Raw genomic sequence first — 15029 nt, 5'->3', positions numbered from 1 at the left:
CTCCTTCGATCCTGTCATCTGCTGCTGAGAGCATCGTCCGGCTGCGATGCGGGTGGAAAACGGGTGATCGCGAATGCGTCGATGGGGGTGGAGGTCCGGCCGTCGCGCACGAGCTCGGCCAGGACCTCGCCGACCCCCGGTGCGATCTGGAAGCCAGCGCCGGAGAAGCCGAAGGCATGGATGAGGCCCGGCGTCGTTGCGCTCGGCCCGATCACCGGATTGCGGTCGGGCATCGTCGCCTCGGTGCCGCTCCAGAACCGGATCGCCTGCGCGTGGCGCAGTGGCCCGAACAACTCGCTGGCACGCTGCATGATCGCGAGGACACCGTCGCTGCGCGGGCGCGAATAGTCGGGGTCATCGAGCGGCGCGGCGCGCTCGCCGCCCACAACGACATTGCCACGCGTCACCTGCCGCGCATAGATGCCTCCCCCCTCGATACCGACGTTGACGCCGAGAAACGGATCGAGCGGCTCGGTCACGACCATCGACGGATAGGTGCGCTCCAGCGGCACCGGCTCGCCGAACGCGCGGGCAAAATTGTCCGCCCAGGCCCCGGCGCTGTTGATGACGGTGCGCGCCTTCACGGCGACATCGCCGGCCTCCAGCGCAAAGCCCTCGAATGTCCTGGTGACGCCCGTGACCTTCGTATTCTCCAGCACCTCGGCGCCGGCGCGACGCGCCGCCCCGGCGAACGCAGTCGCGACCAGCCGCGGATTGGCATGACCATCACCAGGACAGAACGAGCCGCCGATCACGCCGCCTGCGATGCCGAAGCGCTCGCGCAGCTGATTGTGCCCGATCAATTCGAGATCGAGCGCGAACGGGGCGACCTCCGCGGCATAGCGCTCCAGGCTCGCCATGTCAGCGGCGCTGCGGGCGAGTTTGAGATGGCCCGAGCGCAGAAACTCGCCGTCGATGCCGATCAGCCGAGCGAGCTGCGGCCAGATCGCATGCGCGCGCTGTGACAGCGGCAGTTGCTCGGGCGGGCGCCCCTGCCGGCGCACGCCGCCGTAGTTCACACCGCTTGCCTGCGCGCCGCAAAAGCCCTTGTCGAGCAGCGTGACCGAGAGACCCATGCCGCGCAACGCCAGCGCCGCCGAACTGCCCACCAGGCCGCCGCCGATGATCGCGACATCGCAGTCAATGCGCCGGGTCATGCTGCCTCGCGTCGATCGACAGGCCTGCAGCCAAAGGGATCGGCTTGATCGGTGCCTGCGCACGCAGCCGGCCAACCGCGTCGATGTCACGGCGCGTCTGCGCGGCCAGCAGTTCTGCGGCGGCAGCACCGCACATGCGGCCCTGACAGCGGCCCATGCCGATACGCGTCACCGCCTTCAGCCGGTTGATCTCGGTCAACGTGAAGTCGCGGATCGCGCGCAGCGCCTCGCCGGTCGTGATCTCCTCGCAACGGCACAACAGCGTGTCGTCGGCGATCTCAGGCGCCCATTGCGATGGATAGGGAAAGGCGGCTTCGAGCACGTCGCGCAGGCGGTCGATCTTTACGAGCGCGCGCTCGAGCACGGCGGCCCGGCTGCTGTCGTGCGATAGACCGCGATCCTGCAACAATGCCAGCGCGGCGCGTTCGCCTGCGGCCTCCGCGGCATCGGCTCCCGCGATGCGGGCGCCGTCGCCCGCGAGATAGACGCCCGCGACGCTGCTGCGGCCACTGGCATCGCGCACCGGCAGATGCGCGCGGTCGCGCGGATCGAAGCGGAAGGCGCAGCCGGCGAGATCGGCCGCTTGAGTCTCCGAGCGCAGGTTGAGGCCATAGCCGACGCCGTCGCAGGCGATCGCGTGTTCGCGACCACCGTCGCGATAGACGATACGCGCGACCCTGCCCTCCCCCTCGATTGAGAGGCGGTCGGCGCCGAACACGACGCGCGTGCCGCGCAGCGTCAACTCGGCCGCCATCCGCACGCCACGCAGCACGATGCCGGGCGCGAGCGGCAGCGCGCGCAGCAGATTGAGCTTCGCTGCAAGCGGTGCGGCATCGAGCACGGCCGCGACCTCGACGCCGGCCTTCATGTATTGCCACGCGACGAGATAGAGCAGCGGGCCGGAGCCTGCGAACACCACGCGCTTGCCGATCGCGCAGCCTTGCGCCTTCAGCGCAATCTGCGCGCCACCGAGCGTAAACACGCCCGGCAGGGTCCAGCCGGGAATCGGCAGCACACGATCGGTGGCGCCGGTCGCGAGAACCAGCCCGTCATAGCTGATACGTCCGGCTGACGCCGTCGCTGATGATATCGGCCGCGCCATCGCGCAAATTCCACAACAGCGTATTTGGCCGATAGTCGATGTCGGTGCCGAGTGCTGCGAAGTCGCGATGCAGCCGCATGGCCTTCGCCGCTTCGGAGTCGTAGCGCGCCTTGGCGCCGCGGCCGTCGGCAATCAGCGGCTGGCGATAGATCTGGCCGCCGCCGGCATGGCTCTCATCGACCACGATCGGCCGCAGGCCAGCCGCGACCAATGTCATCGCGGCGCGGATGCCGGCCGGGCCGGCGCCCAGGATCAGCGGAGGCGCGCGCTCAGCCATGGCCGCGCCCTGGTCGCGTGATGATATGCATGCCCTCGACGAGAGGCGTCGTGCAGGCGCGCAGCCGGTCGCCGCCGGCGAGCTGCACCCAGCAATCCTGGCAGGCGCCCATCTGGCAGAAGCCGGCGCGCGGCGCGCCGGAGAATTCACTGTCGCGCAGCCGCTCGACCTGGCAGAGCACGGCCGTCAGCACGGTGTCGCCGGCGCGGCCCTCGCACGGCTCGCCGTCGATCAGGAACGAGATCGCGGGACTCTCCTTGCGGACGAGACGGTGAAGCAGCGGCATGTCCTCGTCCCTCACCCCTGCCCGATCAGGATCTTGTCGAGACCAAAGATGCGGTCGAGCAGCAGCATCGCGACCGCCGTCACCGCGATCATCAGCGCCGACACCGCGGCCATCATCGGATCGATCGACTCGGTCGCATACATGTACATGCGCACCGGCAGGGTGACGGTGGCGGGCGAGGTGATGAAGATCGACATCGTGAGCTCGTCGAAGGAGTTGATGAAGGCGAGCAGCCAGCCGCCGCTGATGCCGGGCAGGATCATCGGCACGGTGATGCGACGGAACACGATCCAGCTGGACGCACCGAGCGTCACCGCAGCCTGCTCGGCGCTGCGATCGAGGCCAGACAACGCCGCCAGCACCAGGCGCAACACATAGGGCGTGACCACGACGATGTGGCCCGCGGTCAGCCAGAGGAAGCTGCCGGTGGCGCCGAGCAGTGCGAACAGCCTGAGCAAGGCGACGCCGAGCACGAGATGCGGGATCATCAAGGGCGACAGGAACAGCGCGTTCAGCGCCGCGCGGCCGCGGAAATCGTAGCGGTCGAGCGCAAGGCCGGCGGCGACCGCGAGCACGACCGCGATGGTCGCGGCGATGGCCGCCACCCACAGGCTGTTGACAAAGGAGGCGACGAAATCCGGATGCGCGAACACCGCGGTGAACCAGCGCAACGAGAATTGCGCGGTCGGCAGAGTGAGCGTGTTGGCCGGCGTGAACGCGACGAGGCAGATCACGACCAGCGGCGCCAGCACGAAGCCGACCACCAGGGCGTGGAACATCAGCGCGATCGGACCATTGTGGCGCATGCCGCTCACCCCAATGTCCGCTTGGCGCGCGCCTCGACGACGCGCTGATAGGCCAGCATGAAGACGAGATTGATGACCAGCACGAGGATCGCGATGGCCGCACCTAGCGGCCAGTTCAGCTCGTGCATGTATTCGTCATAGACCAGCGTCGCCGCCATCTTCAGCCGGCGGCCGCCGAGCAGCGCGGGGATCGCGAAGGCGGATGCGGACAGTCCGAACACGACCAGGCTGCCCGACAGCAGGCCCATCGTGACCTGCGGCATGACCACGCGGCGAAGCGCCGTGAAGCGCGAGGCGCCGAGCGTCCATGCCGCGGCTTCCACCATCGGATCGAGCTTCTGCAGCGAGGTCCAGACCGGAATGACCATGAACGGCAGCATCACATGGACCAGCGCGATGACGATGGCGGTCTCGGTGTAGAGGATCTTCATCGTGCCCAAGCCGAGCGTGCGGAACGCCTCGTTCACCAGTCCCGTGAGGCCGAGCAGCATGCTCCAGCCGAAGGCGCGCACCACCACCGACACCAGCAGCGGGCCGATGATCGCGAGCAGGAAGATGGAGCGCCAGGGCTCGCGCATGCGCGCCAGGATGTAGGCCTCGGGCGCGCCGATCGCGGCACAGATCAAGGTCGTCAGCGCCGCGAGACGCAAGGTGCGCCAGAAGATGTTGAGGAAGTAGCTGTCGGAGAGGATCGCTGCGTAATGCGCGAGCGTATAGGCATCCTTGACGCCGGTCGCCGCATCATAGACGTGGAACGACAGTATCAGGGTGAGCGCGAGCGGAACGACGACCAGCGCGATGAACAGCAGCGCGCCGGGCGCCGCCAGCAGCCATGGCGTCGTGCTGGGGCGCGCGCCGCTCATGTGGGATGCGCTCCGTCCGGCTTCGACGCACGCGCACTTGCACTACTCCAATCGAGGCCGACCTGATCGGCCTCGCGCGCCGGCTCCTCGCCTGCATTGGGCAGGGACACGCCGATCAGCCCGGCCGGCGTCTCGACCGTGAAGTACCAGGAGCCGCCGAGAAAGAAGCGAGCCTTGATCTGGCCGTCGAGAACACCTGCGCCCCGCGGCCTGAGGCTGATCTTCTCCGGCCTGATCGCCAGCACGGCAGCAGCGCCATCGGCGAGATCAGCGCCCTCACAAGGCAGCACGCGGCCGCTGATCTCGACGCCGCCGTGGCGCCAGACGCCGGGCAGACGGTTCATCTTGCCGACGAAGGAGGAGATGAACGGCGTGGCGGGATTTTCATACAGCCGGTAGGGCGCATCGACCTGCATGATACGCCCCTTCTCCATGACCACGACGCGGTCGCTCATCGACAGCGCCTCGCTCTGGTCGTGCGTCACCATGATCGTGGTGGTGCCGACGCGCTGCTGGATGCCGCGCAGCTCGAACTGCATTTCCTCGCGCAGCTTGGCATCGAGATTGGACAAGGGCTCGTCGAGCAGCAGCACCGGCGGATCGATCACGAGCGCGCGTGCCACTGCGACGCGCTGCCGCTGGCCGCCGGAGAGCTGGCGCGGATAGCGGTCGGCGAGCGCCGAGAGCTGCACGAGTGCGAGCGCTTGCTTAACGCGCGTCTCGCGCTCCGCCCTGATCACCTTGCGCATTTCGAGCCCGAACGACACGTTTTGCGCCACGGTCATATGCGGAAACAGCGCGTAGCTCTGGAACACGATGCCGAGCCCGCCGCGGTCCGGCTTCTCCTGGGTGATGTCGCGGCCGTCGAGCGTGATGCGCCCGGACGTCGGCTGGACGAGGCCGGCGATCATCTGCAGGGTCGTGGTCTTGCCGCAGCCGGAGGGACCGAGCAGCGAAATGAACTCACCTTTGGCGACGCTGAGATGGACGTCGCTGACCGCAGCGACATCCCCGTAGAGCCTGGTTAGACCTTCCAGCGTCAGGAAACCCATGCGTCCTCGCGCGGGAGACGTCCTGCGTCATCAGCAGGGATTGCCGCCCTGGGACCTTTTCATGCGGGGCCGCGATATGACAGGTCAACGATGAATTCAGATATCCTGAATTTAAATCAGAAAAATTCAGCTATATAGAATTTAGGCCATCCGACGACCTCCAACATTCAAGAAGATGATGACGTTGCCTGAAGATGACGTTGCCTGAACAGGACTCCGCTTCAAGTCTCCGCCGCGCCCTCAGGCTGCTCCGCATTCTGGCCGAGGGCGACCCGGCCGGGCTGCGGCTGAAGGACATCGCCGAGGCGGCCGGATGTGGCCAGCCGACGGCCCACCGCATACTGCAGGATCTCGCTGCCGAAGGTTTTGCCGAGCAGGTCGCCGGCAAGCGCTATCGCCTCGCTCTCGACTTCTATGTGCTCGCCGCACGCGCCGGCCAGGCCAGCGGCCTGCGCGAGGCCGCGCGTCCGGCGCTGCTGCGATTGTCCGCGACGCTGAGCGACACGATCTTCCTGCTGGTGCGCAACGGCTTCGACGCGGTCTGCCTCGATCGTGTCGAGGGTCCGTTTCCGATCCGCTCCTTCACCGGCGATATCGGCGGCAAAGTGCCGCTCGGGCTCGGCCAGGGCAGCCTCGCCATCCTCGCTCATTTGCCCGAGGACGAGCAGGAGGCGGTGATCCGCTTCAACATCCCGCGCCTGCTCGATCGCGGCTTCCTTGACGAGGCGTCGCTGCGCAGCGCGCTGGCGCAGGCGCGCGCGCAGGGCTGGGTCAACACCAGCACCGGGCTCATTCCCGGCATGGCCGGCCTCGGCGTGCCGGTGCTGGACGCAAAGGGCCGCGCCGTCGCGGCGCTCAGCGTCGGCACCCTGGCGGAGCGGCTCAATGCCGACCGCCTTCCGCACGTGGTGAAGATTCTGCAGGGCGAAGCACAGGCATTGGCCGGCAAGCTCAACCCGTTCGACGTCGCGCTGCGTTATCCCTCGCGGAGCTTGAGCACGATCGGGGGAAGTTGACCTGATGAGCGGAGGCCCAGCTGGGGGGCGACGGCGGATGCGACATCTGGGGTCCTACGAACTGCCGCGTGTGCCCCCGGATGTCGCTATCGCCTGTGCCCTCCGGGCGCACGCTGTCGCTCGTCCGGGCTACGGCGGCGCCGTTGCCGCCCGCTCGCGCCGCATAGCGCAGCAGTTATCACTGCGTAGCCCGGATGAGTGCAGGCCTGCGCACGCAGGGCGAAGGCCGGAACGACATCCGGGTTCTCCGACACGACGCGTGAGACTCCGGATGTTCATCGCGCATCGCACTCGCCCCGTTCACGTCACCCATTCGGCGCGGATGCCGCGCGGCGCTACGCCGCTCTCGGACGCTCGCCAGGAGAACGTGAACAGGCCCGTCGGCGCGACCTGCTCGAGCTCGGCACGATCGATGTCGCGCGCGATCACGACGAGGAACGGTGCTGGCGGCTTCTCGGCCGTCAGCTGGCGCGGCGGCGAGAACATGGTGCCGACGCTTTCGACCAGCAGCGGGCGTGGCGCCTCGTGAACCCTGACCAGTCCCTTGATGCGCAGCAGTCGCTCACCGAGCGCACCCGCGACATTGTCGAGCCAGCCGGCGAGATCGGCATAGGCGATCTCGCCTCGTGGGCGGACCAGACAGAGCGCCAGCCTTGGATGCGCCGCTCTCCGCTCAAGCGCGACCTCGCGCGATGGCAAAGACGCAGCCAGCGGCGCGAAGGCCGCTGATACCGCCGCCGTTCGGTCTACAGTCGCGATCGCCTCCGCCACCGGATTGAGCTGTGCGATCGAGACCGGCGCCTCGATGAGAGTGTCGGGCACAAGATCAGCCTTGGTGGCGACGATGCGATGCGCGGCCGCCCACTGCGCCGCCGCCTCCTCGAATTCAGCGACGGCAAGACCGCGCGTGAGATCATAGGTCGCGATCACTGCGACGCGCATGCGGTGCTCGGCGAGCGTTGCGAGCTGGCGCAGCACCGGGCCGGGCATCGACAGGCCCGAGGTCTCCAGGATGATCCGGCGCAGCGGCGGCAGGCCGGCGGGCCGCGGCGTCATGATCAGGCGGTCGATGGTGAAAGCGAGATCGCTGCCGACCTGGCAGCAGACGCAGCCGTTCGACAGCATCGCCATCGGCAAATCGTCGCCGCTCTCGCGCAGCAGCACGCCGTCGAGCCCGACCTCGCCGGCCTCGTTGACGATCACAGCCGTGTCGGATGCCGTCTCCGCGCCCAGGACATCACGCAGCAGCGACGTCTTGCCCGAGCCGAGGAAGCCGGTGAGGACGAAGAAGTCGATTATCACGGCGCTCATGGCGCCGCAGCGTCCTTGCTGGCGTATTTCTCCGGCACGTCGCTCTCCCAGCTCGCCTTGACCAGATCACGGACGTCGGCGAGCAGCTCCTCGGTGTCGTAGATGATGCCATCCTTGATCGTGAATTTCAGGCCGCGATGCCACTCGACCGCATTGGTCGCGTCATTGAAGCGCATCGCGCCGGTGCCGTAGAGCAGCTTGAAATCGGTCAGCGGATTATGGTTGTGCACCAGCATGTCGGCGCGCATGCCGACGTCAATGGTGCCGATCTCGTCCTGCAAGCCGCACAGGGCCGCGCCCTGCGATGTCGCCGAGCGGATCACCTCCAGCGGATGGAAGCCGGCCTCCTGCAACAGCTCGAGCTCACGGACATAGCCGAAGCCGAAGATCTGGTAGATGAAGCCGGAATCCGAGCCGGTGCAGACCCGGCCGCCGCGGTTCTTGTACTCGTTGATGAAGGCCATCCAGAGCCGGTAGTTCTCCTTCCACTCGATCTCGTTCTGGGTCGACCAGCGATACCAGTACGAGCCGTGACCGCCGCGCTGCGGCGTGAAGTAGTCCCACATCGACTTCCAGGTGTACTCCTTGTGCCAATAGGCCTGACGCGCCCGCATCAGGTCGCGGTTGGCGTCGTAGATCGTGAAGGTCGGCACGAAGGTGAAGCCGATCTCCAGGAACTGCTCCAGCACCTCGTTCCATTTGGCGGAGCCGGGCTCGGCGCCCTGCTTGAACATCTGGCCCGAGACCGAGAAGCGGAAATATTCGTCGGTGTAGTTGTAGTCGAGCGGGAAGTTCTGGACCACGCGGTCCTCGAACAGCGCCTCCGGCAGACCGTAATAATGCTCCGCGCTGGTCAGTCCCCACTTCGCCGTGGTCAGCGCGTTCATGCGCGACACCGCCATCTGGGCGTGATGGCAGCCGGTGCGCAGGCCGATTGTCTTGCACTCGTCGAGCGCAGCTTCCATGATCGCAGGCGGCGCCCCGAAGAACTTGATGCCGTCGGCGCCGCGCTCCTTGACTTGGCGCAGCCACGTCCGCCCCTGCTCCGGCGTGTAGATGGTCTTGACCATGTCGTTGACGGCCGGGAAGTAGGCGTAGGCGAGCAGCCGCGGCGCGGCGATGCTGTTGTCTGCAGCGCGCTGCTTCTGGTCGAGCATCCAGGACAGGCCGTTCATCGAGCCCATCTCGCGCACCGTGGTGACGCCATGCGCCAGCCAGAGCTTGTAAACGTAGTCGACCGGCGGCACCCAGCCGTTGGCGGAGTGATAGGCGACGCCCGCATGGGCGTGGCAGTCGACGAAGCCGGGTGTCACCCATTTGCCGCGGCAGTCGATCTCATGGTCGGCCGGCTCGCCGGCCTTGTCGCCGTAACCGTAGCCGACGACCTTCTTGATGCTGACGATGCGGCCGTTCTCGACGATGATGTCGACCGGTCCGATGGGCGGCGCGCCGGTGCCGTCGATCACAATGGCGCTGCGCAGCGCCAGCCGCTTGAACGGCCCGATGCCGCGATCGCGCGACGTCGCTTTGGGCACGATCGGCGCCTCGCCCTTGTTCCTGATGACGGCGAGCTCGTCGCCCGGCAGTGTCGTGGCTTGGTCGGTCATAACCGCGTTCCTCATTCCCGAGTCGTAGGGTGGGCAAAGCGCAGCGTGCCCACCATCCGTCTGTCCCTTGCGATATGGTGGGCACGGCGCTTTGCGCCTTTGCCCACCTTACGAATTCAAGGCCTCGTCATTGCGAGCGCAGCGAAGCCATCCAGAGTCAGGAAGTAAGTCTGGATTGCTTCGTCGCTGCGCTCCTCGCAATGACGACGTCCACCGTCCATGCCCTACTCCGTCCTATACCGCCGCGCGAAGGCGATGCTGCCGAACACCGTGAAGGCCATGGTCACCGCCAGCAGCATGAAGGCGAGCGCGGCGCCCATCGGCCAGTTGTTGCCGCGCACGAACTGGTCGTAGACGGCAGGCGCCATCATCTTGAATCGCGGGCCGCCGAGAAGCACCGCCGTTGCATAGGTGTTCATGCACAAAACGAACACCAGGATCGAGCCGGCGGCGACGCCCGGACCGGACAGCGGCAGAATCACCCGCCAGAACACCCGCGCGCCGGAGGCACCGAGATTGGCGGCGGCATATTCCAGGTCGCGCGGAATGCTCTCGATGACAGCTGATAGCGTCAGGATCATGTAGGGCAGTACCACGGCGATGATGCCGATGATGACCGCCTTGGTGGTGTACATGATCTCGAGCGGCGCGGAGACCAGGCCAAGCTTGAGCAGACTCGTGTTGACGAAGCCGTCACGCGCGAACAGCGCCATCCAGCCGGCCGAGCGCACGACATTGCCGACCAGCAGCGGGAACAAGGTCGCGATCACGACCAGGCTCTTCCAGCGGCTCTCCATGCGGCCGAGCCAGTACGCCGCCGGAAACGCCAGGATCAGGGTCAGCAGGGTGCACAGCAGCGCGATGCCCAGCGTCGCCACGATGATCTGCTGGTAGTACGGATCGGTCGCGGCCTTGATGTAGTTGTCCGGCGACAGCGCCTGCACCATCAGTTGGGTCGGGCTGAACCGGTTGAGCGAGATCCGGAACATCAGGATCATCGGCCCGATCAGCAAAGCCAGGACCAGCAGACAGGCAGGGACGACCAGCAGCGCCATCGCGATCGATCCTTACGCCTTGAATTCCTTGTTCCAGAAATCGAGCGTGCGCTGCGAACGTCCCGCGGCGTAGGCGTAGTCGGGCTTCAACAGCCGCGCACGCTCGGCCTCGGTCAGGCTGACCTGCTTGGCGAGGTCCTCCGGCAGCACGGCGTCCGTCACCGTCGGCACATAGCCCATCTTGTCGGCGAAGCCGCCTTGCGCCTTGGCGTCCAGCATCGCGTCGAGATAGGCGAAGCCGCCGGCCTTGTTCTTGGCGTTCTTCGGCACCGACGCCTGAAACACGATCGCCGGCGTGCCTTCCTTCGGCACCACATGCGCGAGCGGAATGCCGGACTTCTTCCACATGAAGCCGCGGGCGAGCCACATCGTGGTGATCCAGACCTCTTCCGACTTCAGCGCCGCCGCCAGCGCCTCGTTCGACGGATAGATCTTCACGTCCAGCGAGCGCCATTCCATCAGCTTCTTCTCGGCCGGATCGAGATTGCCGACACCGCCACCACCGGCCAGCGCGGCCGCCAGCGTGTTGTTGGGGTAAAGGATGTCGGCAAGGCCGATACGGCCGCGCCACTTCGGATCCCACAAATCGGCGAAGGATTGAGGCGGTGCCTTCACTAGGTTGGTGTTGTAGAGGATCACCTGCGCCGAATAGATGTGCGGGATCGCAATATCGCTCTTGAGCTCCGGGAACACCTTGTCGAGCCGCTTGACCTGGGCCGGATCGACCTTCTCGAACACGTCGGACTGCGACACGATGTAGGCGTCGTTGTCGGACAGGCACGACACGTCCATCGAGCCCCGCCGGCTCTGTCGCTCGGCGAGCAGCTTGGTTTTGCGCGGATCGGCGTTGGCAACGTCCTGCACGATCTCAAATCCCTTGGGCGTCATGATCGGCTTGTCGATGATATCGGCGAGCAGCTGGCCGTAGTCGCCGCCCCAGGTGCCGACCACGACCTGTCCGCCCTCGGCGCGAGCGGTGGGAGCACCGGAGGCCAGCGCGGCGGCACCAGCGGTGGCGGAGAGAAAATGACGTCGCGAAATCATGGGACAACCTTTCGCTTGGGGTGATCAGGACGATGTTTGTGGAACGAGGCGCGGAACCTTGCGGTCCCATTGCAGCGACACGGGATCGTCGGGCTTGAGCAGCGCCAGCGGCTCGCCGGCATCCGGCGTCGATCTGATGGCAACCAGCGTCTCGTCGCCGATCGCCACGACATATTCGGTCTGCGCGCCCATATAGGTGATCGCCTGGACGCGGCCCTGGACATCACCGGCTGCGCCGGTCTCGAGCACGATCCGCTCAGGGCGCAGCGCGAAAGCGTCGGCGTCATCGCGCTCGCCGCTGGCGACATCGACCGGCAACAGCAGGCCGCCGCTGGTGCGAAACGCACCCTCATTCTCGCGCCGGCCCGTCAGGATGTTGCAGCGGCCGACGAAGTCGGCGACGAACGCATCCATTGGCGAGTCATACAGCTGCTGCGGCGAGCCGATCTGGCGCACGCGGCCGCCCTCCATCACCACCAGGCGGTCGGCCATGGTCAGCGCCTCCTCGCGGTCATGCGTCACCATCAGCGTCGTCAGACCGAGCCGCTGCTGCAGCGCGCGGATCTCGAGCCGCACCTCGGCGCGCAGCTTGGCATCGAGATTCGACAAGGGCTCGTCGAGCAGGAAGATGCGCGGATTGATCACCAACGCGCGGGCCAGCGCGACGCGCTGCTGCTGTCCGCCGGACAATTGCCGCGGCAGCCGGTCGGCGAGATGCGACAGCCGCACCAGCTTGAGCGCGTCCTCGACCTTGGTCTTGCGCGCGGCCGCATTGAGGCCGCGCATCTCCAGGCCGAAGCCGACATTCTCCGCCGCGCTCATGTGCGGAAACAGCGCGTAGGACTGGAACACCATGCCGGTGGCGCGCTTGTAGGCCGGCAGCTGGGTGACGTCCTCGCGATCGAACAGCACGCGGCCGCTCGTCGGCGGCAGGAAGCCGGCGACCATGCGCAAGGTCGTGGTCTTGCCGCAGCCCGAGGGCCCGAGGAGCGCGACCAGTTCGCCCTCGTTCACGGCGAGATCAAGCCCTTCCACGCCGATGGATGAGCCGAAGCGCTTGGTCAGCTTCTCCAGGGTGAGCTGCGCCATCACACCACCCGCGACAATTTGACGAAGCGGTCGGTCACCACCATCAGGATGCCGACCAGCACGATCTGCACGGTGGCGACGGCCGCGAGCGTCGGATCGATGCGGAATTCGAGATAGTTCAGCATCGCCACCGGCAGCGTGATCCGTCCGGGCCCGACCAGCAGCATCGACAGATCGAGATTCTCGAAACTCTGGATGAAGGAGAACATCGCCGCTGCGACGATCCCCGAGCGCATCATCGGCAAGGTGATGCGGCGGAACACCGTCAGCGGGCTCGCGCCGAGATTGGCGGCGGCCTCCTCGGCGGCGCGGTCGAGCCCCTGCAGGCTGGCGACCACGAGACGCACCGTCCAGGGTATCGCGAGCAGCGTGTGCGCGGCGACGAGGCCTTCCGTCGTCGCCTTGATGTCGCGGTCGAGCAGGTCCTCGGCCAGCACATAGAACATGTAGAGGCCGGAGCCGGCGACGACGCCGGGCACCGCCAATGGCGCGAGCAGGAACGAGCTCAGCACCTGGCGGCCGCGGAACTCGCCGCGCACGATGGCGAGCGCGGCCGCGGTGCCCAGCGGCACGCCGATCGCGGTCGCGAGCAGCGCGACCTGGAAGCTCGTCACGAGGCCGCGCAGGAATTCGGGTTTGCTCAGGGCGTTTGCGTACCATTTCAGCGACAACGCCGGCGGCGGGAAGCTTACGATCTCCTGGGCGAAGAAGCTCGTCACCACGATCATGACGACGGGTGCGAAGATGATGGCGTAGGCGACGACGATCAGTGTCCGCACTGCGAATTGGCCGAGTGACGGTTGTCCCGTAAAACGGAACAGCATTGCAGACACCTCAACAAACAGATCACCACTGCTATCAGTGGTCCGAGCGCCGGCATCGTAGTCGGCAGCTCCGCCGCCGCCAAGCCCGCGACGTGAGTTATCGCAATGCACATACGCATGGGCCGAGCGCTGTGACGCGTCGCGATCCCAACGCGTGGCGTGTCGACGTTTCCATCTTAGGGTTAGCACCGAGCGCGCCGGTCATTGACGATGTGACAAATTCCGAATTCGGAATTTTCGGGACCGACATGCATAAGCCGCCGGTGGACGCGGCGTTCCGACGCAGCGGCGCGGTTTTGGGCAATGCCTGCTCAAATCTTGCACCGGCACGATCCAATATTTTGTGCGCCCACGGACAAGTCATCCGCGCGGGCGCGACCCTAAGCTGCCTTCGAGCTTGGACCGGGGCGACGGCACCCATGCACCGCCGGACCAGCGCGACATCATTGTTCGAAGGAGCTGGCAACATGCAGACGAGGCTATTCACTGGGGCGCGGCGCGCGTGGCTTGCCGCGCTCGGCGCCGTCATCGCGGCAGGACTTCTCGCTCCCATCGATGCGCACGCGGCGACGCCCGCGGGCTGCGCGGCATTGAAGGAGAAATATCCGGACTGGAAGGACAAGACGCTCGTCAACGCCATCAATCCGCACACGCCGGGCTATGAAGCGATCGACCCGAAGGATCCGAGCAAATATGTCGGCTTCGACATCGATCTCGGCGAGGCCATCGGCGACTGCCTCGGCTTCAAGCTGACCTACAAGCCGGTGACGTTCGCAGCACTGCTGACCACGCTGGCGAGCGGCCAGGCCGACATCGTGATCTCCGATATCTACGCCACCAAGGAGCGCGCCAAGGCCGCGGACTTCATCACCTATTCCAAGGTGTTCGACGGCGTGCTGGTCGCCAAGGGCAATCCGAAGGGCATCACCGGCATCAACGTCTCGATGTGCGGCGCGGCCGCGGCCGAGAACACCGGCTATGTCGAGGTGCCGCTGATCCAGGATCTCGGCCCGAAGTGCAAGGAAGCGGGCAAGCCCGAGCCGACCCTGCAGCTCTACGACAACAACGCGAACTGCATCCAGGCCATCCTCGCCGGCCGCGCCGACACCTATGTCAACGACGTCAACACGGTCGACCAGGCGGTCAAGGCCTATCCGGACAAGCTGGAGAAGGCGATCGCCGTGACGATCCCCTATTCGGTCGGCATCGCCGTGCCGAAGGACAAGCCCAAGTTCCGCGATGCCGTGATGGCCGCGCTGATCGAGGTGCAGAAGGAAGGCATCCATCAGGAGCTCTTGAAGAAGTGGCAGCTCGATCCGGCGAACTTCAAGGAGCCGGACATCCTGACGGCGGACTAATAGGCGCGCGGTTTCGAAAGCGAAGCTGCTGCCGCAGCGACGGTGCGCTCCCCTCCCCCTTGCGGGGAGGGGTCGGGGGTGGGGGTCCACAGCGGCAGTCTTTCCTTGGTACCCCCCTCCCCAGCCCTCCCCCACAAGGGGGGAGGGAGCGCAGCAATTGCTCGGCAACGCGTGTGCGCCCC

At 66.5% G+C, this 15029-nt stretch carries 15 protein-coding genes; 2 read left to right on the top strand and 13 right to left on the bottom strand.

The window, feature by feature from the left end; genetic code table 11:
* Positions 1-14 precede the first annotated feature (14 nt).
* The 7 genes from S58_RS08720 to S58_RS08690 are packed head-to-tail and all read right to left on the bottom strand — an operon-like array spanning position 15 to position 5543.
* Positions 15-1157, bottom strand: a complete 1143-nt coding sequence (locus S58_RS08720; protein WP_015664916.1) for an NAD(P)/FAD-dependent oxidoreductase — start codon at positions 1155-1157, stop codon at positions 15-17.
* Positions 1141-2259, bottom strand: coding sequence for an FAD/NAD(P)-dependent oxidoreductase (locus S58_RS08715; RefSeq protein ID WP_015664915.1), 1119 nt, complete (start codon positions 2257-2259; stop codon positions 1141-1143). Before S58_RS08715 ends, S58_RS08720 begins: the two co-directional genes overlap by 17 nt.
* Positions 2207-2536, bottom strand: coding sequence for an FAD-binding oxidoreductase/lyase (locus S58_RS38945; protein ID WP_015664914.1), 330 nt, complete (start codon positions 2534-2536; stop codon positions 2207-2209). The genes S58_RS08715 and S58_RS38945 overlap by 53 nt, the downstream gene beginning before the upstream one ends.
* Positions 2529-2822: a (2Fe-2S)-binding protein gene (locus tag S58_RS08705; protein ID WP_015664913.1), complete on the bottom strand. Its 294-nt coding sequence runs from the start codon at positions 2820-2822 to the stop codon at positions 2529-2531. Before S58_RS08705 ends, S58_RS38945 begins: the two co-directional genes overlap by 8 nt.
* An 11-nt stretch (positions 2823-2833) precedes the next feature.
* Positions 2834-3628 carry an ABC transporter permease gene (locus S58_RS08700; RefSeq protein WP_042340652.1) on the bottom strand — a complete coding sequence of 265 codons (795 nt, stop codon included), beginning with the start codon at positions 3626-3628 and terminating at the stop codon, positions 2834-2836.
* Between the two features lie 5 nt (positions 3629-3633).
* On the bottom strand, positions 3634-4491 hold the full coding sequence (locus S58_RS08695) for an ABC transporter permease (RefSeq protein WP_015664911.1): 858 nt from the start codon (positions 4489-4491) through the stop codon (positions 3634-3636).
* A complete protein-coding gene (locus tag S58_RS08690; protein ID WP_015664910.1) occupies positions 4488-5543 on the bottom strand; it encodes an ABC transporter ATP-binding protein in 1056 nt (351 codons plus the stop codon). Before S58_RS08690 ends, S58_RS08695 begins: the two co-directional genes overlap by 4 nt.
* Before the next feature lie 194 nt (positions 5544-5737).
* Here S58_RS08690 and S58_RS08685 point away from each other — a divergent pair, with 194 nt between their 5' ends.
* Complete coding sequence (locus tag S58_RS08685; protein ID WP_015664909.1) at positions 5738-6559, top strand: IclR family transcriptional regulator; 822 nt, start codon at positions 5738-5740, stop codon at positions 6557-6559.
* A gap of 300 nt (positions 6560-6859) precedes the next feature.
* Here the strand turns inward: S58_RS08685 and S58_RS08680 are convergent, their stop codons facing one another.
* The 6 genes from S58_RS08680 to S58_RS08655 form a co-directional block, all read right to left on the bottom strand.
* Entirely contained in the window at positions 6860-7870 is a 1011-nt protein-coding gene (locus tag S58_RS08680; protein ID WP_015664908.1) for a CobW family GTP-binding protein, read from the bottom strand.
* On the bottom strand, positions 7867-9477 hold the full coding sequence (locus S58_RS08675) for an amidohydrolase family protein (RefSeq protein WP_015664907.1): 1611 nt from the start codon (positions 9475-9477) through the stop codon (positions 7867-7869). Before S58_RS08675 ends, S58_RS08680 begins: the two co-directional genes overlap by 4 nt.
* Before the next feature lie 224 nt (positions 9478-9701).
* A complete protein-coding gene (locus tag S58_RS08670; protein WP_015664906.1) occupies positions 9702-10532 on the bottom strand; it encodes an ABC transporter permease in 831 nt (276 codons plus the stop codon).
* Between the two features lie 12 nt (positions 10533-10544).
* Entirely contained in the window at positions 10545-11576 is a 1032-nt protein-coding gene (locus S58_RS08665; protein WP_015664905.1) for an extracellular solute-binding protein, read from the bottom strand.
* Positions 11577-11600: 24 nt separating this feature from the next.
* The gene (locus tag S58_RS08660) at positions 11601-12665 is read right to left on the bottom strand and encodes an ABC transporter ATP-binding protein (protein WP_015664904.1); all 1065 of its coding nucleotides are present in this window, start codon (positions 12663-12665) and stop codon (positions 11601-11603) included.
* Entirely contained in the window at positions 12665-13489 is an 825-nt protein-coding gene (locus tag S58_RS08655) for an ABC transporter permease (RefSeq protein WP_015664903.1), read from the bottom strand. Before S58_RS08655 ends, S58_RS08660 begins: the two co-directional genes overlap by 1 nt.
* A gap of 467 nt (positions 13490-13956) precedes the next feature.
* Between S58_RS08655 and S58_RS08650 the strand changes: the two genes are divergently transcribed.
* Complete coding sequence (locus S58_RS08650) at positions 13957-14847, top strand: ABC transporter substrate-binding protein (protein ID WP_015664902.1); 891 nt, start codon at positions 13957-13959, stop codon at positions 14845-14847.
* Positions 14848-15029 lie beyond the last annotated feature (182 nt).

The sequence above is a fragment of the Bradyrhizobium oligotrophicum S58 genome, from assembly GCF_000344805.1.
Classification (GTDB): Bacteria; Pseudomonadota; Alphaproteobacteria; order Rhizobiales; family Xanthobacteraceae; genus Bradyrhizobium; species Bradyrhizobium oligotrophicum.
Note: the sequence above shows the minus strand (reverse complement) of the source record. Positions and strands in the feature narration are given on the sequence as shown.

What these genes read in the sequence shown, in the direction of transcription:
- S58_RS38945 (WP_015664914.1), bottom strand. Translation starts at nt 2,536, where the DNA reads ATGGCTGAGCGCGCGCCTCCGCTGATCCTGGGCGCCGGCCCGGCCGGC.
- S58_RS08705 (WP_015664913.1), bottom strand. Translation starts at nt 2,822, where the DNA reads ATGCCGCTGCTTCACCGTCTCGTCCGCAAGGAGAGTCCCGCGATCTCG.
- S58_RS08685 (WP_015664909.1), top strand. Translation starts at nt 5,738, where the DNA reads ATGACGTTGCCTGAACAGGACTCCGCTTCAAGTCTCCGCCGCGCCCTC.
- S58_RS08680 (WP_015664908.1), bottom strand. Translation starts at nt 7,870, where the DNA reads ATGAGCGCCGTGATAATCGACTTCTTCGTCCTCACCGGCTTCCTCGGC.
- S58_RS08660 (WP_015664904.1), bottom strand. Translation starts at nt 12,665, where the DNA reads ATGGCGCAGCTCACCCTGGAGAAGCTGACCAAGCGCTTCGGCTCATCC.
- S58_RS08695 (WP_015664911.1), bottom strand. Translation starts at nt 4,491, where the DNA reads ATGAGCGGCGCGCGCCCCAGCACGACGCCATGGCTGCTGGCGGCGCCC.
- S58_RS08650 (WP_015664902.1), top strand. Translation starts at nt 13,957, where the DNA reads ATGCAGACGAGGCTATTCACTGGGGCGCGGCGCGCGTGGCTTGCCGCG.
- S58_RS08715 (WP_015664915.1), bottom strand. Translation starts at nt 2,259, where the DNA reads ATGGCGCGGCCGATATCATCAGCGACGGCGTCAGCCGGACGTATCAGC.
- S58_RS08700 (WP_042340652.1), bottom strand. Translation starts at nt 3,628, where the DNA reads ATGCGCCACAATGGTCCGATCGCGCTGATGTTCCACGCCCTGGTGGTC.
- S58_RS08655 (WP_015664903.1), bottom strand. Translation starts at nt 13,489, where the DNA reads ATGCTGTTCCGTTTTACGGGACAACCGTCACTCGGCCAATTCGCAGTG.
- S58_RS08665 (WP_015664905.1), bottom strand. Translation starts at nt 11,576, where the DNA reads ATGATTTCGCGACGTCATTTTCTCTCCGCCACCGCTGGTGCCGCCGCG.
- S58_RS08690 (WP_015664910.1), bottom strand. Translation starts at nt 5,543, where the DNA reads ATGGGTTTCCTGACGCTGGAAGGTCTAACCAGGCTCTACGGGGATGTC.
- S58_RS08670 (WP_015664906.1), bottom strand. Translation starts at nt 10,532, where the DNA reads ATGGCGCTGCTGGTCGTCCCTGCCTGTCTGCTGGTCCTGGCTTTGCTG.
- S58_RS08720 (WP_015664916.1), bottom strand. Translation starts at nt 1,157, where the DNA reads ATGACCCGGCGCATTGACTGCGATGTCGCGATCATCGGCGGCGGCCTG.
- S58_RS08675 (WP_015664907.1), bottom strand. Translation starts at nt 9,477, where the DNA reads ATGACCGACCAAGCCACGACACTGCCGGGCGACGAGCTCGCCGTCATC.